The 19,070-nt window shown below is 45.1% G+C and carries 20 protein-coding genes; 9 read left to right on the top strand and 11 right to left on the bottom strand.

Annotated features, from left to right (window positions below):
- Nucleotides 1–160 precede the first annotated feature (160 nt).
- Nucleotides 161–739 (top strand): DUF4062 domain-containing protein, encoded by a 579-nt coding sequence (locus tag PCH05_RS04335; protein ID WP_127601036.1) that lies wholly within the window; start codon nucleotides 161–163, stop codon nucleotides 737–739.
- A gap of 361 nt (nucleotides 740–1,100) precedes the next feature.
- A complete protein-coding gene (locus PCH05_RS04330; RefSeq protein ID WP_246049352.1) occupies nucleotides 1,101–1,946 on the top strand; it encodes an SDR family NAD(P)-dependent oxidoreductase in 846 nt (281 codons plus the stop codon).
- 97 nt (nucleotides 1,947–2,043) lie between these two features.
- Here PCH05_RS04330 and PCH05_RS04325 read toward each other — a convergent pair whose 3' ends face one another.
- On the bottom strand, nucleotides 2,044–3,741 hold the full coding sequence (locus tag PCH05_RS04325; protein WP_127601032.1) for a M3 family oligoendopeptidase: 1,698 nt from the start codon (nucleotides 3,739–3,741) through the stop codon (nucleotides 2,044–2,046).
- A gap of 69 nt (nucleotides 3,742–3,810) precedes the next feature.
- Nucleotides 3,811–4,830, bottom strand: coding sequence for an alpha/beta fold hydrolase (locus PCH05_RS04320; protein WP_127601029.1), 1,020 nt, complete (start codon nucleotides 4,828–4,830; stop codon nucleotides 3,811–3,813).
- A gap of 144 nt (nucleotides 4,831–4,974) precedes the next feature.
- Here PCH05_RS04320 and PCH05_RS04315 point away from each other — a divergent pair, with 144 nt between their 5' ends.
- A complete protein-coding gene (locus PCH05_RS04315; protein WP_127601027.1) occupies nucleotides 4,975–5,883 on the top strand; it encodes a LysR family transcriptional regulator in 909 nt (302 codons plus the stop codon).
- Nucleotides 5,884–6,038: 155 nt separating this feature from the next.
- Here the strand turns inward: PCH05_RS04315 and PCH05_RS04310 are convergent, their stop codons facing one another.
- From PCH05_RS04310 to PCH05_RS04290, 5 genes are all read right to left on the bottom strand, one after another.
- Complete coding sequence (locus tag PCH05_RS04310; RefSeq protein WP_127601025.1) at nucleotides 6,039–7,793, bottom strand: methyl-accepting chemotaxis protein; 1,755 nt, start codon at nucleotides 7,791–7,793, stop codon at nucleotides 6,039–6,041.
- A gap of 218 nt (nucleotides 7,794–8,011) precedes the next feature.
- The gene (locus tag PCH05_RS04305) at nucleotides 8,012–8,536 is read right to left on the bottom strand and encodes a nucleotidyltransferase domain-containing protein (protein ID WP_246049351.1); all 525 of its coding nucleotides are present in this window, start codon (nucleotides 8,534–8,536) and stop codon (nucleotides 8,012–8,014) included.
- A gap of 17 nt (nucleotides 8,537–8,553) precedes the next feature.
- On the bottom strand, nucleotides 8,554–9,132 hold the full coding sequence (locus tag PCH05_RS04300; RefSeq protein ID WP_127601021.1) for a TMEM175 family protein: 579 nt from the start codon (nucleotides 9,130–9,132) through the stop codon (nucleotides 8,554–8,556).
- A 124-nt stretch (nucleotides 9,133–9,256) separates the two neighbouring features.
- Nucleotides 9,257–9,532 (bottom strand): hypothetical protein, encoded by a 276-nt coding sequence (locus PCH05_RS04295; RefSeq protein ID WP_127601019.1) that lies wholly within the window; start codon nucleotides 9,530–9,532, stop codon nucleotides 9,257–9,259.
- A 44-nt stretch (nucleotides 9,533–9,576) separates the two neighbouring features.
- Nucleotides 9,577–10,299, bottom strand: coding sequence for a DUF4386 domain-containing protein (locus PCH05_RS04290; protein ID WP_127601017.1), 723 nt, complete (start codon nucleotides 10,297–10,299; stop codon nucleotides 9,577–9,579).
- Nucleotides 10,300–10,382: 83 nt separating this feature from the next.
- Between PCH05_RS04290 and PCH05_RS04285 the strand changes: the two genes are divergently transcribed.
- The 5 genes from PCH05_RS04285 (at nucleotide 10,383) to PCH05_RS04270 (ending at nucleotide 14,471) form a co-directional block, all read left to right on the top strand.
- Entirely contained in the window at nucleotides 10,383–11,252 is an 870-nt protein-coding gene (locus tag PCH05_RS04285; RefSeq protein WP_127601015.1) for a helix-turn-helix transcriptional regulator, read from the top strand.
- A gap of 299 nt (nucleotides 11,253–11,551) precedes the next feature.
- Complete coding sequence (locus PCH05_RS04280; RefSeq protein ID WP_127601011.1) at nucleotides 11,552–12,721, top strand: sensor histidine kinase; 1,170 nt, start codon at nucleotides 11,552–11,554, stop codon at nucleotides 12,719–12,721.
- The gene (locus PCH05_RS04275) at nucleotides 12,708–13,196 is read left to right on the top strand and encodes a response regulator (protein ID WP_174806226.1); all 489 of its coding nucleotides are present in this window, start codon (nucleotides 12,708–12,710) and stop codon (nucleotides 13,194–13,196) included. Before PCH05_RS04280 ends, PCH05_RS04275 begins: the two co-directional genes overlap by 14 nt.
- Nucleotides 13,165–13,395 carry a response regulator transcription factor gene (locus PCH05_RS27495; protein ID WP_174806225.1) on the top strand — a complete coding sequence of 77 codons (231 nt, stop codon included), beginning with the start codon at nucleotides 13,165–13,167 and terminating at the stop codon, nucleotides 13,393–13,395. Before PCH05_RS04275 ends, PCH05_RS27495 begins: the two co-directional genes overlap by 32 nt.
- A 188-nt stretch (nucleotides 13,396–13,583) precedes the next feature.
- Nucleotides 13,584–14,471 (top strand): CPBP family intramembrane glutamic endopeptidase, encoded by an 888-nt coding sequence (locus PCH05_RS04270; protein WP_127601009.1) that lies wholly within the window; start codon nucleotides 13,584–13,586, stop codon nucleotides 14,469–14,471.
- Nucleotides 14,472–14,832: 361 nt separating this feature from the next.
- Here the strand turns inward: PCH05_RS04270 and PCH05_RS04265 are convergent, their stop codons facing one another.
- The 4 genes from PCH05_RS04265 to PCH05_RS04250 all read right to left on the bottom strand — a co-directional run bounded on the left by PCH05_RS04265 (nucleotide 14,833) and on the right by PCH05_RS04250 (nucleotide 18,428).
- Complete coding sequence (locus PCH05_RS04265; protein WP_127601007.1) at nucleotides 14,833–15,528, bottom strand: ABC transporter ATP-binding protein; 696 nt, start codon at nucleotides 15,526–15,528, stop codon at nucleotides 14,833–14,835.
- Nucleotides 15,528–16,649 (bottom strand): ABC transporter permease, encoded by a 1,122-nt coding sequence (locus PCH05_RS04260; RefSeq protein WP_127601005.1) that lies wholly within the window; start codon nucleotides 16,647–16,649, stop codon nucleotides 15,528–15,530. Before PCH05_RS04260 ends, PCH05_RS04265 begins: the two co-directional genes overlap by 1 nt.
- Nucleotides 16,650–16,767: 118 nt before the next feature.
- Nucleotides 16,768–17,337: a TetR/AcrR family transcriptional regulator gene (locus PCH05_RS04255; protein WP_127601003.1), complete on the bottom strand. Its 570-nt coding sequence runs from the start codon at nucleotides 17,335–17,337 to the stop codon at nucleotides 16,768–16,770.
- Nucleotides 17,338–17,483: 146 nt separating this feature from the next.
- Nucleotides 17,484–18,428 carry an MBL fold metallo-hydrolase gene (locus PCH05_RS04250; RefSeq protein WP_127601001.1) on the bottom strand — a complete coding sequence of 315 codons (945 nt, stop codon included), beginning with the start codon at nucleotides 18,426–18,428 and terminating at the stop codon, nucleotides 17,484–17,486.
- Between the two features lie 192 nt (nucleotides 18,429–18,620).
- Here PCH05_RS04250 and PCH05_RS04245 point away from each other — a divergent pair, with 192 nt between their 5' ends.
- Nucleotides 18,621–19,034 carry a MerR family transcriptional regulator gene (locus PCH05_RS04245; RefSeq protein WP_127600999.1) on the top strand — a complete coding sequence of 138 codons (414 nt, stop codon included), beginning with the start codon at nucleotides 18,621–18,623 and terminating at the stop codon, nucleotides 19,032–19,034.
- The last annotated feature ends 36 nt before the right edge of the window (nucleotides 19,035–19,070 follow it).

The raw sequence follows: 19,070 nt of genomic DNA, 5'->3' as shown, positions 1-19,070 counted from the left end.
CCGTTATAGGATATATATAACATTATACTGTCGCAGTACTTTTTTGCCAGCTATGGAAAATATACGGCATGCTTGCCGCATGAATATCCAGTCCATTTTGACAAATAAAATGAGAGCGTAGTAGATTCTATTTATACGAACTCTTTAATTGGGGGGGCCTATGAGAAGAAAAAAATTACAAATTTACATATCGTCTACCTTCAACGATCTTATTGAGGAAAGACACACCGCTGTTGAAGCTATACTTCAAGCGGGTCATATCCCTGCTGGAATTGAGCAATTTTTCAAGGAAAGTCCGATGAACATGAGAAAGAGATGGATTGACGAGTCCGATGTATATATTCTGATTCTCGGAGAATTCTATGGTTTAACGCTTCCTGATGAATCCAAGAGCTATACGCATTGGGAATACGAGTATGCCGGAGAAGCGGGCAAACCTCGATTTGCTTTTGTTGTCACAGACGAAGCATTAAGACAGAAGCCATACGACTTCACAGCCATTGAATACTATCAGAAGTTTCAGGAGTTTAAGCAAACCGTCATGGAACAAGTCCCTATCTATTATGTTGAAGATGTACGCCACATTAAAATGGTACTTCGTGATCAATTGCCGGAATATGCAGCAAGAGACGATTTGTATGGCTGGGTTTCCGGTAAGGATGTTCCGGACGTTCAAAAGCTGTTGGAAGAGAATGCACGATTAAAGGCAGAGCTGGAGAAAATGAACCCCGCAAATTAATAAAAAAGTGAATGGCTTGCCCCGATGGATGATGATTTTTTTAACATCAGGGTTGGTCACCGGGGATATCATCGTTTGATCCATTGTTAGCCAAAAAGCCACCCATACGGGTGGCTTTCTCTCTTCACTAATTATGGATGTCGCAAAAGTTACAATTTCCGCGAGCATGTCTTTCCCTCCCCGCTTCATTTTAGCTGTTAGGCACTCACAGTGCGGAAGCTGAGGACGGCGGTCAATCCATCCTTTCAGTGCTTAAGCGAGTAGCGGAATCCGCTAATTAACGCTTATTAGTTCATTCTTAATACGACACTTCATGACCTATTACTGTTGTATTATAAAACCAATAACTCTGAAGGAGTGGATGAACTTGAAGAAACTCGCTGGGAAAATCGCTCTCGTAACCGGAGGAAGTCGGGGAGCAGGACGAGGGATAGCTGTTGAGCTTGGGAAAGCTGGAGCCGTAGTTTATGTTTCTGGAAGAAGCTTACGCGGTACTACTACACACGGTTTTCCAGGTAGTATTGATGAAACTGTCGAGGAGATTCGCAAAAATGGAGGAGAGGCATACGCCTGTCGTTGCGATCATACCCGTGATGAAGAAACACAAGCCTTAATCGAGAGAATCCGTCAGGAACAAGGCTGTCTCCACATACTTGTGAATAATGTCTGGGGTCTTCATGACTTGGAGGTGAATTTACAACCCAAGCCTTTCTGGGAATATCCCCTGAACTTGTGGGATGCTATGTTTCAGAACGGAGCTCGTGCACAAATAGCGACAAACCATTATGCCATTCCGCTTATGCTCGAAGCTGATTCTGGATTGATCATACATACCACATTTCAAGATCAGGATAAGTACTTGGGGACTTTCTATTACGACCTTGCCAAGAATACAATTAACCGTTCCGTGTTCGGATTAGCTCATGATCTCAAAAACACTAACATAACGGCGGTAGCGGTCTCTCCTGGTTGGATGAGAACAGAGCTGGTTTTAAGGAATTTCCATACAGATGAAGATCATTGGAATGAGGTTGAAGCTCTCAAACACACGGAATCTCCGTACTATATTGGGCGAGCTGTGTCTGCCTTGGCAAGTGATGGTGAAGTAAAACTTAAAAACGGACAGGTACTGCAAGTTGGTGATCTTGCCCAGGAATACGGCTTCACCGATGTGGATGGACGACTTATCCCTCGCTTTCTTATCTAAGCTTATCCGTTGCTACAAACCGCAGCAGCCGTGGACGAAAAGAATCATATCCGCGGCCGCTGCTATATTTTTATCCACACGAACGACAATCTCGGTGTTACTGCAGCTCATTAATCAAACCCATCACAAATTCGGAGGTCTTCATCAGACATCGTTCTGTAAAGTCAAATTCAATACCCGTATCCCGATAAATATCGGCTATAGATTGATTGGGATCCGCACCTGCGCCCTGCTTGTATAATGACGTCGCTCTAGCGGGATCTTTCCGGTAGATTTGTAATAACTGCAGAGCGCCCACCATCGACATTGAATATTCGATATTGTAGAACGGATAACCGAAATAGTGAGTGACAGCGGTCCACCTGGTTGCCACTTCGGTCTCCAAACCCGTAATATCTACAGGGTGATACGTGAAGCGTTTTTCTAATTCTAGGTACTTCTGGTCCCTCTCTTCCGGTGTATGATCCGGATTCGTATAGAGCCAATGCTGAAACAAATCGCCTGCGACGGGCCCGATAAGCATGGTGAATGCGCGGCTAAGCTCTTCACGTTGTGCATTCCTGCACTCTTTATCATCGGTATAGAAAATATGAAGCTTGTCGAGCAACAACAGCTCCAAGCCGTGCGAGTATAGCTCTGCTACTTCCGCACGAAGTTGATGCTCCTGAATCCCTTCTCCGGATTCGTACTGCAGATACGCGTTCACCGCATGACCCATTTCGTGAATCAGGGCGATGAGCGCGAAGAACGATGGACTGAAATTACAAAATATAAATGCGTTTTGGGTCGCTGGCAGGAATTCTAAGAACCCGCCGGGCGCCTTTCCTTGACGAACCTCCAGATCGAGCAGCCCATTCCCGCGCATATGACGGAATCTTTCCTGGAAATAGGGATCGGTCATGCCGAGCATCTGATCCACGCCATCCATCAACTCAGAAACCGTTTGGAACGGCGCACCTTGCATCAAGCACGGACCTTTGTCCCATGGGCGGTAAGATGCTATGCCTAGGCTTGTTTGCATAATGCCGGCAAGCCGGTCCCATGCCGGGATCACATGTTTCTCTACAGAATCATGGAAGTCATAACAGTCTTGGATGCTATATTCGCGGTTCTTCATCGTGAACATGTAGTCACGGTAATTATCGAAACCGGCATTGACAGCCATCTTGTGCCGAAGGCTCACCAATTCGTTCATCAGTTCATCCATTTGCGGCTTTACACGTAACCTAGCAGCGGCCAATGCACGCCAAGCTCGTTCGCGGATTACTTGATCCGGACTGTCCAATCGTCCCTCTACGAATGAATACGGTTTGGTCTCGCCATCCCATTCGATGCTCAAACCACCCATAATCTCATTGTACTTGGTGACCAGCTCTTGCTCCCGGACGGTAAGCGGAATATTCTCCTCGCGAAACAGTTCCGCCTTTGTTCGCCGCACTTTAAGCATCAGGCCGTATTTCTTATCGTCCAGCTGTTCGTGAAACGAACTGTCCAATAGCTTCTTGTCGAACTCGGCCAGATATTTCATCAGCATGGGCTGCACAGCGGTTTGATCGTGTAAAAAAATATCGCGCATGACAGCATTTGTGGTATCACAATAGAAGTCGATTTGGTGGCCGTACATTGCCTCCTCAATCTCCTCCCGGAGCTTCCTCTCCCCCTCGAGCCATTCCTCCAAATCGGCAACGGACTTTATTTCCTGCTGGAGCATCTGCTGCAATCTGGCTTCTAGCGCTTCGGGGTCTTTCAGATTGATGGCATCGGAATAATACTTTATAGAAGATAATTCAGACAAAATTAATCCCTCCCATTTCGTAATCTCCATTCCATCATACCTTAAATTACCAATTTTAGACCGATAAATTTATCTCGTTACTTCAAGCGTCAACAAATGTTTTAGGTTGTCATCAATACATATATTATCGGCACGGTTGATTCCGCGACCGGCAAAATGGCCCCAGATCGACTCGATCGGATTAAAAACAGCATTAGGTATACGCTCAGCTTCGTATTTATTATCGTCAGCTGTGCAGAAGAGGTCCGTGCTCCCCGGCATAATGCAGGCAAGTGCTTTAATGCTCTTAAGCGCCTTATCGAAATCTCCGTTATAGGATGGGTTTGCACTAATATCTGCATGTTGGCCTGTCCATAACATGGCCAGGACATTATGCGGATCCATATTCATAAAGCTATCTTCCCAGACGCCAGCCACAAAATCCTCCAAGGAGTCAAATCCCATCTCACGATAAAGCTCCTCTCTATAAAACGCATGCGATAATCCCCATCCCGCATAGACCCGGCCAACGGCGCGCATGTCTGCAGAGGTCAACTGGTTTAGTTTACTTGAATCGAAGCCAACTGCAGCCAGCAGCGCAGCTTTCATACTGTCCAGGACCACAAATGTATGGGGCCAAGGCTTGGCAATTCCCGCGAAAGGTGCAATTCGTTCCACCATCTCGGGATAACTTGCACCCCATTGAAATGCCTGAATGCCTCCCATGGACCACCCAACAACGAGGGCAATCTTTTGAATGCCAAATTCTTCAGTCAACAGCCGGTGCTGTAATCTGACGTTGTCATAGATGGTTACCTGCGGAAAATGGGCCCGATCGAATGGAGGAGGCGTGTTACTCGGAGACGAAGATAATCCGTTGCCCAGCAGGTTCGGAACGATAATAAAGTATTTCTCAGGATCAAGCGCCATCTCGCTGCCAATCAGCCATTCATTCTGAACATGCTGGTCACCAAAAGCCGTTGGATAGACGATGACATTATCTTTCTGTTCATTTAATTTTCCATAGGTCTTATAGGCAAGAAAAGCGCCTGGTAACGTCACTCCTGACTGCAGGGTGACATCACCCAAATTAAAAATTTTATAGTCCATCGTACGATCGCTCCCTTCAATATGAAACCACACGTTCAGCGGGTGATTTCTTGAACTTAGTATAGGGCTGTGATACCCTCAATAAAAGTGAATGAAATTCACAATAGTATTCAAAAATATTGAAAGTACAAGGAGGATCGTAAGATGGAGTTACGCCAACTGAATACGTTCCGCACGGTTGCATCCACCTTAAATTTCACTCGGGCTGCGGAAGTGCTGAACTACGTCCCCTCCAACGTCACGATGCAAATCAAAGCATTGGAGGATGAGCTTGGTGTTCGTCTCTTTGATCGCTTGGGCAAGCAGCTCGTTCTCACCACTGCGGGTAAACGTTTTTTAACTCATATCCAAGGCGTCCTTGATAAATTGGACGAGGCTCGCAGCGACGTTCATGACAATGAAAATCTAAGCGGCACCCTAACGGTAAGTGCCAATGAAGTTATTTGCGCCTATCGGCTTCCGGCTGTCTTTCAACGGTTTCGTTCACAGCATCCGGGAGTTCGTCTGATTTTCCGCTCCGTTCCCAATCAAGAGCTCAAACAAACCCTTTTTGAGGGAACCGCCGATGTCGTCTATATGTTGGACGAACCTATTCGCTCGAGCGGACTGGCCGTGGAACCGTTGCGGGAAGAAACGTTCCGCTTGTTCGCTGCTCCAGACCACCCGCTCACCAAACGAACGGTGCTGCAGCTAGAAGATTTTCACGGAGAGGTGTTCCTGACGAATGAAAAGGGTTGTCCCTATCGCACCATGTTTGACCGGTCATTTGAGAAAGAGGGAATTGATAGCATTACGTATTTGGAGTTTCAAAGTGCCGAAGCGATTAAACAATGTGCGATTTCGGGAATCGGTATTGCCTTTCTTCCTGAAATTGTAGTGGAAGCCGAAGTTGAACGCGGAGAACTTGTTGCCCTTCCATGGCAAATTCCGGACTTGCGCGTGTATACGCAAATGTTGTGGCATAAAGACAAGTGGCTATCACCAATCATGTTGTCTTTCTTAGAAGCAGCCAGGGAGGTTCTCGTTATAGAGGAGGAGAAACCAACCGTTTAACCTATTCAGCGTTAGGACGACGCCTGTTCACCTACAGGCAATTTGATCCTTGTTCCGCATCGTTGGGCTGGATTTACTTCCTCGTATTCATCGCAATCCGCGCATCCCCGGATCGATTCCAAATCGGATCTATTGGGCACCACTGGACCTTAATTCTATAAGGCAAACTTTGAGACGACGGCCTCCAGACTTGCGCTTCTCTGCTTCAAAAGCTCTGTCGTCTCAGCAATTCGTTTCGCCGCTTCCAGCTGCAATGCCGACATATTTTGAACTAACAGCGTATTTTCAGCGACCACCCCGGAAATATGCGAAATTTGCTCCACAGAGGCCGTAACCTCCTCGGTACTTGCCAACACCTCTTCCGAAGCTGCAGATATCTCCTGAATTTGACTATTCACATGGACGAATCTTTCCATCGTTCGGTTAAATAGTGCTTCCGCTTGACTTGACAGCTCGGTCCCCATTCGTATTCCATGACTTCCCTCTCTCATTCTCTCGACAATTTGAGCGGTTTCCTGTCTGATTTGTTGGAGAAGCGAAGTAATACGCTGCGTGGAAACAGCGGAGGTATCGGCAAGTTTTCGTATCTCCCCGGCTACAACCGCAAAGCCTGAGCCATGCTCTCCCGCTCTTGCAGCCTCGATGGCGGCATTCAGGGCAAGCAATTTCGTTTGCTCGGCGATATCCGCGATCAAATGGAGTACGGGATCAATCTCATTCATCCGTTCGTTCAGGTTGTCCATTGTCATCGACGTCTGCATGGTCATATCGTAAATAGACGCTACTTGATGCTTCAACCTTCGAATCGAATCCTTTCCTTCCTCTGCCCGTTCCAGCGCTTCGCCGGACGTTCTCGTCATGTCGTTCGACGCCTCGGATACACGTGTAATCGCCGAATTAATATCGCCCATGGACTTGGCGCTTTCCTCCGTACCTAATCGCTGCTGCTGCGCGCCTTGCGCTAATTGCGTGACAGCTTCCTCAAGCTTCACATTCTGATTGAGCATATCGTTCGTTTCTGAATTGAACTGATTGACGGAATGGACGAGGTTGTGCGCGGTTAATTCCATGTCGGTAACCACTTCCTTCAGTGTAACGCCAAGTTTATCAACCATTTGTGTCATTGCGGAATAGGCACGTCCAATTTCGTCGTTCGAGTGAATGCGAGCGCCGCTCAGAATGATTTTGGCTTCCGCGACATCCCCTCTCGCAGTAGCCTCGGCTCCTTTGACGATGATACCCAAAGGGCGCAACGATCGGGATAAGTACCAGACGATCAGCGCGTAGACGATAAGAGCCAGAATCCCCATCAAGACGAATACCGGAATGCTCTGCCCCATAATTTGACGGTTAATGGAGTCGTATACCGATACGTCCATATCGAGCCCCATCGCTCCGATGATGTTTCCAGCCGAATCACGGAGCGGGGCATACGATGAAATGTAGTTTCCGTATTCCGGATTGCGGATAATACTCGATTTGGCCGATTCCCCTTTTAAAATCAGATCTATAGCATTTTGCGGCATATCCGTGACTTCACCGATCGGAGATGCGGCCTTCGAGTCTTTGGGCTGGCCGTCAATCAGTAGAATGGGTTTCTTCTGGTCATCGATCTTCACCGTATACACGTACATGGCTCCGATCTGCTCACGGTACCGGTTCAACTCTGCCCGAATATTCCAATATAGATCGTTCTCTTGCGGATTTTTCGTGAATTTTTCATACCTTTCCAAGTCGAATGTCCCTGCATACGCACTCACGTGATGTATGCTGAAATCGCCGATGGCTTCTTCGCTTGCCTTCTTCGTATTTTGGATTTGCGTATAAACTAATGTACATGAGAGAAGCAGCAGTACCGCCAAAATAACGGCAGACAGCTTCCAAACCAAACGGCTTTTTATTACGGACATGAATTCGGGTTCCCCTTTAAGATCAGATGACCTAGTATTCGTCGAAAAATATTGTAATTCCTGTTTTTAACAATGAGTATTGTTGCTTTTTGTCTAATTTTCGGAGATATTTTCGACACAAAAAAGGCTGCCTCAATCTTCATGGTGATGATTGAGGCAACCTACTCTTCGTATATTAAAGGAAAAACCAAGTGACAATGATTATCTTGCCCCTTCGGTCAATTGAACTCTGCTATTATACGAAGCAGAATATTTATGCTATCTTCGTCCTTGGGTCGAGGTTTTCTACCAATTTGTTTGTAAACCTCCTTTTCCTCCAAAAGCTGTCTTGGATTTAAGACATGGGCTCGTAATCCGTCTAACATAAAGGTTTGTAGTAACAATGAATCGCCTCGCCATACCCACTCTGGTAGGTCATTCATAATAATGCTTCCATCATTGGTAGTTGTTATGTAGCCGAATGTTATATCTACGTCATTCTTACGGAAATCAGACTGTCTCCCACGAAACTGCTCTTTTACAGGAGTCTGTCCATAACCGGCTTCGGCAAGAGCGCATTCTAGCTGTTCTCTGTTTTGAATCCATGTTATCAAGTCTATATCGTCATGTGGACGGGTAACCTTCCCGAGCAAAAAATCGATTGCCCATCCACCACGCAACCAGAACCTGCAATCAATTGTTGCGCAAATTGTACTGATCTCACGTAGTATCTTTAATTGTTGCTCTGTTTGATTTTTAAACATTGGCTCTATCATGTTTTTTAATGTCCTTTCAGAGCATGCTCGATTCGCTTATCCGGCATGAACCAGATTACGGCAACGAGTACAAAAAAGAAGCCAGAGATCCAAGGACTTACATATGCGGTCAAGGCTGCAGCTAGGTAGAGTAAGGGGGATACTCTTCCCTTCCAGTCCTTTCCCATCAACAAAACGAATGAGGAATCGCTGGAATGCTGACTCATAATCGCCCGCTGAAGCAGCCAGTACGAGAATGCTGCGAGTAGAAGTATAATACCGTACAGCGCTGTGGGGGTGGCTGCAAAATGACTTTCCCCCATCCAAGCTGTCGTAAACGGGATAAGGGATAACCAGAATAGAAGCAGCAAATTGAGCCACATCAACGGCCCGTTCATGGTTCGAACCATGTGCAGCAGATGATGATGATTGTTCCAGTAGAGGCCGATATATACGAAACTAAAGATGTAGCTAAGAATCTTTGGGCCGAGCTCGATCAGCGCATGCCAGTCATGGCCTGACGGCACTTTAAACTCCAGTACCATGATCGTAATGATAATCGCCAGTACGCCATCGCTGAACGCTTCCATCCGATTCGCCTTCATTGTGTCTTACCCTCTCTCGCTTCTCGCGCTATATTAACCTTTTCGATAATAGTAACTTTGCATGAAACCCTTCATCTCGTCAAGAAAAAGCCTTCGTTACCTGCTTAAGCACGTACAAGGTTGCTTAAATATCGCGAGGTTTCATAGACGGCAATATAAAACGAACCAAAACGGTTAATACAAGTGAAAAGCCACCAACTGCAAAGAATGAGAGATTCCATTGGGCAGAAGCTAACAGGCTTCCGACCGGAATATCTAGTACTTGAGCGGCAGCAAGTGCAAACATAATCAAGAACAATAGAAATATTCTCATTCGCATCTTCTGAGCAATCCCCCCATAAATTGGATTAATAACCCTTGCTTCAGGAAGAAGTCGTATGAGTGGAATGAATTTCGACATTACAATAAAAAAATTTGCTTCATTTGTGATAAGGTTCTGCTTTATTATTTTACTATTGACGAAGAAGCTGTTTTTGCTCTGAATTTCGCCAGGTTCTCCCCATGAAATCCCTTCACAATGAACCAGACTGCCAAGCTCATCTCGTAAACGCCCACAGGAAGCGCCATCAAACCTTTTACCGCCGAATAGGGTCCGATGATCCCAAACATTTGCAGCAAACCAGCTATCAATACCATAACGGCTGTAATCATTCCGAAAATCGCTAACGGTTTAGGCACATAGCCTGTTCGATAAAGCAAATAACTATACAGACTCGTATTGATGCCCAACATGAAATTTGGACCCAGCATCGCCGTCCAGCGATAAATCGACTGCAGCAACAGCCCTATGGGCTCAATACTGGTTTTACCCGCTAAGCTAGTGGTATCGTAATATGAACTAAGCTGTAACAAACCCAATATACTTACAAGACCCATCGCAATAAAAACAGCTTCCATAAATCGAAAACAAAGATACCCTAATGCAAGATGCTCATTCCAATGCCGAACGTACGGAAACAGCATGACTGCTGTACCAACGGCCGTTACGATAAGCAAGAGGTCATTGAATACACCGATTAAGACCTTCGTTTCCGATCCATTTACCACGGCCATCTGCCATTGTTCTGACAAAACCGGCCCATACAAAACAACCGCTATGATTGACGTCACTGCAGCAAGAATATAAAAAATCCCCAGTATCCTTGCATTCCTTCGGTCTCGCATCATCTTTTGTGCCTCCTAAGATATTCAATATATTTGCTGATGGACGTATGATATACTTGCCACAAAACCTGATATAAGGAGTCATTATGGACCATAACGAAGTCATCGAACGTGCTTTGATCCATATCGAGGGCCATTTACAACAGCCCTTAACCGTAGAATCCGTTGCCAATACCTTCAACATGTCTAAATACTATTTTCATCGGCTGTTTTCTGCTATGATGAGCTGTTCGTTAAACCAATACATTCTATCCCGAAGATTGAATGCATCTTTAACCTTTATTCAAAGCAAAAACAGCTCTCTAACCGATATTGCGTATCAGATGGGCTTCGGTACGCAAGCCTCATTCACTCGTGCTTTCAAACGACAATACGGCGTAGCTCCAAGTGCTTTAAAAACAGGACTTACAGCCATCTCTCCTGTCCCCATACCTACCGTGGTGAAGAGACCTATAAAAAACATTAACGGGGATATCGTCACGGATTTCACCCTGACCGAATTCAAGGAGACCCGAATCAGCGGGATCGCCTTTGAAGTGGATTTAGCCCATGATGATTACAAGGAGAAGATTCGCGCACATTCCAAAATGCTGTTGAGTCATATTGATGAGACCATCAATGGTCCCTGTTATGTCATTTATTCAAACTGTCAACCTGATTCAACTCGGTTTAAGGTGCTGTTTGGGATCCCAAGCAGCATTGAAATCGATGAACCTTTTTATTTCACGGTTGATGTGCCTCAGATTTTTTGTGCCAGGTTCAACTATGGCGGTGACCTTCTTGATATTGGGGATGTACTGAAAAGCGACTATGCTCGTTTTTTAAAAATCTCCAGGCAGGAAACGGACGAAATAGATATTGAACTCATTCAAGCTTTTGATGACGTCCATCATCTGGATTCGACCTACCATATCTATGCGCCAATCAAAAAACCCCCTACCGATTCTGATTTGTAAGACCGCGGTTCGCTTGCCATTCTGTCTGCTCCTTTCTTTGCTCGAAGTGGATCATTTTCTTTTCTGCAAATAAAATAACATAACGGGTTTCGCCCGGGCTTTCCACATCTTGCTGTAATTTAAGAACGAAAAATGCATCTCTCTCGAGATGCATCCAGTTCGAAAAACTTTATTAAGATCAATGTCCTGTTTTCCTATTTTCATAAGCTGGGAACTCCCCCGTTTCATGACCCCGTTGAGGTTCCGTATTTCATGTATAATCAAAGAAAATCGTTATGCGTGAGCAGGGAAGGATACCTATGAAAAAAGTGTTTTCTATCATGGATTGGGGGATATTTGGGCTCCGGTCCTATTATTATTTTTTGTTGTTATTTCATCTTTTGATGCAGACTGAATATTCTCCTCGATTGCTCGCGAACATCGTTTGGCTCTTAGCAGCCTTTATTATTCCCATTTTTTTCTGGTTCCCGCGGCTAAGGATGAATAAGGAAGGGTTCATCTTACTTGAACTATTGCTTGGAGGATCTTATTATTTTAAATCGTTCATGCAGGCCGATCAGTTGGGGAGTGTGGATTATCTCATTCCGAGTCTTACAATCGGTTACTTATTGACCAGAAAGACAGCCTGGACGTTGCCGGTATTATCGTTACTACCATTCACCAGCATGCTATTCGGAAAAGTTACATGGAATCTGGCACTCGGTTCAAGCTCAGATAACCTTCTTTTCTCCTTTATCGGAATTTGGGTCAACTTCATTGCCAAAGCCTATCATGAGAAAAATAAACTAGCTAAAGAAATTGATGATCAAAATAAATTGTTAACCCAATATGCTGCCGAGATCGAAAGAATGACTCTGCTAGAGGAACGAAGTCGTATGTCCAAGGAGATGCATGACACGTTAGGACACTCTTTTATCTCCCTTATAATGAGTCTCGATGCTGCTATTGCACTTTTAGACAAAAACCCAAACCTAGCCAAAGAAAAATTAATTAGTATAAGAGGACTGACGGAACAAAATTTGGATGAAATGAGGGATATCGTACATAAGATGGGGGAGGAAGAGGATATAAGTCTAGTGCATCATGTTGAAAGACTCGTCAATAACTTTCAAGAATATACAGGAACGATCATTCGTCTCACGCTGAAGGGGACAGAACAGTCCATTCATTTCGATGTGCGGCAATCGATAATTCGAGTGATACAGGAGTCCTTTACGAATGCACTAAAGCATGGGAAAGCAACGGGGATTGAGTTGAGTCTCCACTTTTCTCCATCCCGTTTGCTAGTTTCCATTCAAAATGATGGAGAACCCTTGGGTAAAATAAAGTATGGGTTTGGTCTGACGACAATGAAGAATCGGATTGAGATGCTGGGAGGTACCTTTTCAATCTCCGCCTTGGCGGACACTGGCGCTGAAGTCAGATGTGAAATACCACTGAAGGGAGATCAGTTATATGCCGAAAATTAAAGTGCTCATCGTTGATGATCAGGAATTGATCCTTGAAAGTCTAAATATAGTACTAGAGATGGAAGACGATATCGAGGTAGTGGGATTGGCTAAGAATGGTGAAGAAGCTATCGACTATTGTGAAAAATCCCAACCGGACATCATCCTCATGGATATCAATATGCCTATTATGGATGGTGTTGTTGCTACAGAGAAGATCAAACCTCGATTCCCGTTAACGAAAATTATTATTCTAACTTCGTACAAGGAAGTTGAATATGTTCTGGCAGCGTTAAGCCATGGAGCTGAAGGTTACCTGCTCAAAGCCATCCATCCCAAAAACCTTATAGCCGGCATACGGGTGGTTCACACAGGAGGCACACTCATTTCGCCAGAAATGGCAGACAAAATGATTAAAATCATGCTGAAAAGCAGTCGTTCATCGACTATAGATCCAGCGGCCTTTGATCCCCGAATGGATCGAGAAAAACAATGAATTCGGACTTAGCACCCGCGAAGTCGAAGTTCTTCACAAGCTGGCGTTAGGTTTACGCAATCAGGATATCGCTAAGGCATTATATCTTAGCGAAGGTACGGTTAAAAATTACATTTCGAATATTTATTCGAAATTAAATGTAAAGGGAAGAAGAGAAGCTGCCGATAAGGCCAGGGAAACAGGGATTCTAGATTCTTAAACAATAGATCTGCTCAAAGCCGACACCTTAACGGATGTCGGCTTTTATTTTGCTAACGTCATATGACCATGATATGACGAAACGGCACTACTGACGTATGACTTTTTTAAAGTATTGTATGATTTGTAATCTGCAGTATTGGAATCTAAATCGATATCCTGTCAGAGGAAGAGGAGCGATCACTTATTATGAGAAAGACTAATACACAAGAAAATGAAGTACTTAGCGGTAAGAGAAAATCTAAGTTTGTTTCGTTCTTCCAATTTCCTCTCGTCTGGATGCTCGCGGGAGCGCTTGGGATCATCCTTGCCAACGTGGCATTCAACTCGTTATCCGAAGATTCACAAGCGCTAGAGTCCATCATACTGACACTTGTCGGAAGCGCCGTCGCAATCGTTATCTACTGGCTTGTGATGAAATTTCTGGCGCGACGTCCGGTTCCTGAACTTCGGCTCCAGCGGCGTGCAGGATCGGAAATGATTTCCGGTGCTGTCGTCGGCCTTATCTTCATCATCGTATCAACAGCTCTCATCGTCTTATTTGATGGGTATTCATTCAAGTGGTCAAACGAAAACATCGGCTCCGTCGTTTGGCCTATCATCACCACATCACTCGGCGCTGCCGTCGTAGAAGAATTGATCTTTCGAGGGCTTGCCTTTCAAGCCATTGAAAAAATGGGCGGAAGTTGGATCGCATTAACCCTAACATCCCTCTTCTTTGGGATCGCTCATCTAGGCAACCCTGGAGCTACAATGTGGGGAGCCCTCTCTATTGCTATTGAAGCTGGTGTATTGCTAGGTGCAGCCTTCCTGTGGCGGCGTAATGTTTGGTTTATCATTGGCCTACATTTCTGTTGGAATACAACAGAGGGACTCTTGGGTATTCCCGTCTCAGGCCATCCCTCCTCGGGTCTTTTCACGGTCGAAGTTACAGGCCCGACCCTTCTCACTGGAGGCGCATTTGGCCTTGAAGCTTCGATAATACCCGTAATCATCAGTCTGTTGATCGCCATCCCCATGTTGATTTTTGCTCGCCGCAAAGGGCATCTCATATCACTCCGTCGAGATCCAAAATAATAAGGTGATTGCAATGCGCGCCTTCCGGAAAACCTTGTGCAGTCAGATACGCCCGATACGCTTCGTCGCCGTCATTGCGAATATGGAGCAGGGCAACCGGGCAAGGGTTCGCCTCACATGCTTCTACACCCTCTTTGGACAGCTCAGCCTACAGGTATATGCTATCGCCTCTAAGCGAATTAGCTCTTCTTTACGACCCAGAAGAATCTGCTGCAGGTCAAGCGGCGGGATATGCGAGGGGACAGCAGAATCGATCCGATCGCAGCGGAACACGCGAAAAGACTTGCGATCATCCTTACCATCCCCCTAATTTTTTGGAATTTTAAATTGCTCACAAAATTAAGAGGATTCCAACACCGCTTTAATGGATGGACTCCAGCTCCGCTAGAGATAATTTGCCATCCTCCATCCGGTATACCTTGTCGCAGTAGGTAAGCAGCCGATCATCGTGTGTGACCATAATCGCCGCTTTGTGGCGTGTTCTCACCTCATGGGCAATCAAGGAGACAACTTCATGGGCGCGCTTGGTATCCAGGCTCGCTGTAGGTTCATCGGCCAATATGACATTGGGATCGTTAATTAATGCGCGGGCAATGGCGGTACGCTGCTTCTCGCCCCCGGACAGCTCCTCCGGGTAGTTCTTCAGCTTCGTACCTAGACCAAGCTCCTCAAGCAACTTTATAGCCATAGCTTTGTCTGCTGCTCGAACCTTTCCCGACATCCGCTTCACGACAAGCAGCTGATCAAGAACGTTCAGGTACGGAACCAAATTCGAGGCCTGCATGATGAAACCAATCTCATGCAATCGGATATCGGATAGTTGTTTGCCTGACAGCTCCGATATGTCCTTCCCATTTAGTCTAACCTTTCCCTCGGAAGCTTTAAGCAGTGCGCCCGCGATGGATAGGAAGGTGCTTTTGCCAGAACCGGACGGACCCACCACTGCGACGAACTCACCCGGTTCCACTTTGAAGGACACTCGGTCTAATGCCGCAATACGATTCATTCCTTCGTTGTAATATTTGGAAGCTGCTGTTATTTGCAAGCCTTCTGTCATTACTCAACCCTCCCAAGTGCCTTAAGCGGATCAATTTTCGAAATCGTGCGAACGGATACCAAGGAACTAAGCAATGAGATCACGAGCAATACAATGGAATACGTGAACACCAGCTTTGTATCCAGCATGAACGGCATGCCTTTGGGCATGATTGCCGCTGTCCCATAGGTCAATAAGATGCCAACGATAATGCTTGAGAGCGACAGGACGAACACCTGTGAAACGACCGCTTTACCTAAGAATCCATTCTTGGCCCCGATCGCTTTCATAATCCCGAACTGGTTCGACTTCTGCATCGTAAATACATAGAAGAACACGCCGATGATGAATGCAGAGATCGCAAGCAGGAACGCAAGCATCATCATGATGGTGCCATTCTCTTCTTTGTATCCGGGCATTCCCTGTACCGCTGCCGCACGGGTAACCGTATCGGTACCCGAAAGCTGTTTATTTATCGTACTCCGATCTATATCTTTACCTTGAAGCATAATCGCATTGACGGGGTCCTTGACTCCCTTGTCCGAGCCTGGTGCCGCAAACGCAAGCTTACGCCACTCTTCCATAGGTGTAAATACCGCTGCGACGTGGTTATACGTCTGATTCTTGACAAAGCCGACAATTGTCAACGATTCCGTCGAACCATCTAATTGGAAGGTGTCGCCTAGCTTAAATCCTTCGTCTTTCATCGTCTCATTGACGATGACCTTCGTCACCTGATCGGATGTCAGCCCCGAGCCTTCAATAATCGCCGGTTCAAGAAAGCTCCCCGGGTCAATTCCAATAATCGCTATATCTACTTTATCCTCATTCAACTTGCTGCTCCCTTTAATTGCCGATGCCATGATGGTTCCCATAGGTGAAACGGCACTTACATTCGGCATCTTTGCTAATTTAGCTGACAAATCATTAGACAATAAAGACTTACTCATCGAAGCCTTCGACCCTTGTTCGAAAACCACATAATCAGCCTTCATCGTCTTGAACGTCGAAGCCGCAAGCGTAGATAACCCATTCCCCAAACCTGACAATATAAACACCAGCCAAGAAATAAGCACAAAAATGATAGCAATCATCAAGAACCTTGTCTTGCTGTGTCTCAATTCCTTCAAAGCCAAAAACATATGCTACTTCTCCCCTCAACACAAATAAATGACACTCGTGTCAAATTAATCACCTCTTGTCCGGAACGTATTCATTATAGGTTTTATATGACACGCGTGTCAAATATATTTGTATTCCTTATCGACTTCCTACCCCTCCCAGCCACATTTGGTACAATAGCTTGCTCCACTGAGGAGTTGGAATATTCATCATATTGGGAGTTTCAATCAGGTTAAAAAATACACCTATAATGGCGGGAAGTGGGATGCTTGTATTCAAGTGTCCCTCTTCCTGAGCACGAGCAAACAATCGCTCCAATTGACTTTTTAAAGTCAGGTGCGCTTGCTCAACAAATTCAAGATCATGGGCCGCAGCCGCAGAATTGGCTTTATTTATTTTATGAGCGTATCCAAGCAATTGATGGAGATTAGCTTCTTCCAGATATACATCCAGCAGATGTTGAAGAGCAGCCATGCAATCCGTTTCATCAATAGCCGACGCCTTCTGTAATACATTTTCCATGGATCGTTTCATACATGCGGCAACGATCTCTTCTTTGTTGGCATAATATTGGTATATCGTACTTCTTGCTCCAACCAGGCTCTTCGATAGCAACTTAAGCTGGAATCCCTCATAACCGTATTCAAGAAGCACTCTCTTGGTTTGGTCAAGCAACTCTGATCTTGTAAAAGCCTGCTTTCTTCCCATGTTAATCACCATCCCTAATTGCTAGCCGCATATTACATTGTAACAAAAATATTGCCTTATGTGATACGGTTCTAGCTTAACGGGTCTATCGGCGGAAAGTCGAAAGGTGCATGCCGAAGTGCGTATTGGCAGTGTTGCTTGTTGTCTCATCTGTTATTTTGAACAAGCATACTGTTAAAGAGCCAGCGAAAATTCCATCTGAAATACTGGGGCAGATGCCAATCCTCATAGCCTTGTAATACCCCTTGTTCCAACCAGTATGATTCTGATTTCCCGCTTGTTACAGCCTTAGAAACATAAGCGATCGTTTTCTCCAAAAATTGTATGACATCCGTGATTCGATCCGAGTTAGACACATCGCCGTGTCCCGGAACGATTGCATTGACCTTAAGATCTTTTTGAATGCGTTTAAGAATGCGTATCCAAGCGTATGGATTACCATATGGCATGACCGGAATCGTCCTCGTCGATATTAAATCTCCAGCGATCAAAGTTTGCTCTTCTGGAACGTACACCACAGCATCACTTAAAGAATGACCGCCTCCGTAAGATAAAACTTCCATAGTTCGCTTTGTTCCTCGAATAACGAGTTTATCTTCAAAAGTTATCGTGGGTATCACTCTGCTGAGGGAAGGGATGGCATCATACAGGGCTCTCTGTACGGAAAGATCATAATCGATTTCGGTTAGCATGTGAGGATCTCTTTGCTGTGAACGTACATGATTTAGGCTCGTGATTAACTTTTGAATGTTTTGCTGCATAAGATCAACATTCACTTCTCCCATATCAGATAGCAGATCTCTTGTCCAAACGGTAGATATGAATTCGCTTTTCATAAATTCCTGATTGCCGTTGACATGATCTCCATGAAAATGTGTATTCACGACATATTTAACCGGTTTGCTTGTTAATTGTTCCGCAGTATGACGTAACAAAGCACCGGAATGCGGTAGGTTAGTTGTATCCACTACAACGGTTACATCCCCAAGATCAATAATTGCTGCATTCCCCAGAGAACCGCTGCCCGGAACTGAAATAGCTCCCCAAATACCTTCCGATGCTTGTTGAATTGTGAAATATTCGTTATCCATTTTTATACCCCTTTAGTGTTTATTGTTTCCTGTATTTCCGCTAGTAACTTTAACTTACAAGTTAGAGTCAACTAGAAGTCAAGGGATTTTATAAGGCATAATTAGGAGCGGTTGTAAGCATTGACTTTGGGTTAACTGCAAGCTGTATAATAGTTTTCAATATTAGCATATAAAAGGAGGAGCAGAAATCGTATGCTTACGATAAGTCAGGTGTCAGAAAAAACGGGATTAACTCCTTATACGATACGTTATTATGAAAAAATCGGGGTACTACATGAACCCAAGCGTAAAAATGGAGGGGCACGTGTTTATAAAGAAAGCGAGGTCTCCTACATTCAATGTCTAAATAAACTAAAAAAATTGGGCTTATCGCTTGAGGAGATTACGGAATTTACTCGTGAGGGCTGTGTGATGGATAAAATCCAACAAGGGGATCATCTTTCTAATTATACTCCTACCTTAGAAAAACGGATGGAAATCCTTGAGAAGCATCTGATGGGAATGGTAGCTAGGCGGCAAGAAATCGATGACATTATTTCTCTCACCGAAGAGAAACTCGCCCTATACCGGGAACTTACGAAAGAAGCCATCGTAGATACTATATAATAACGGCGTGAGCCTACGTGAACATGGTAGGGTGCC

It is taken from the genome of Paenibacillus chibensis, from assembly GCF_004001045.1.
Taxonomy (GTDB): domain Bacteria; phylum Bacillota; class Bacilli; order Paenibacillales; family Paenibacillaceae; genus Paenibacillus_AQ; species Paenibacillus_AQ chibensis.
This window is presented reverse-complemented; position numbering and strand designations above follow the sequence as displayed.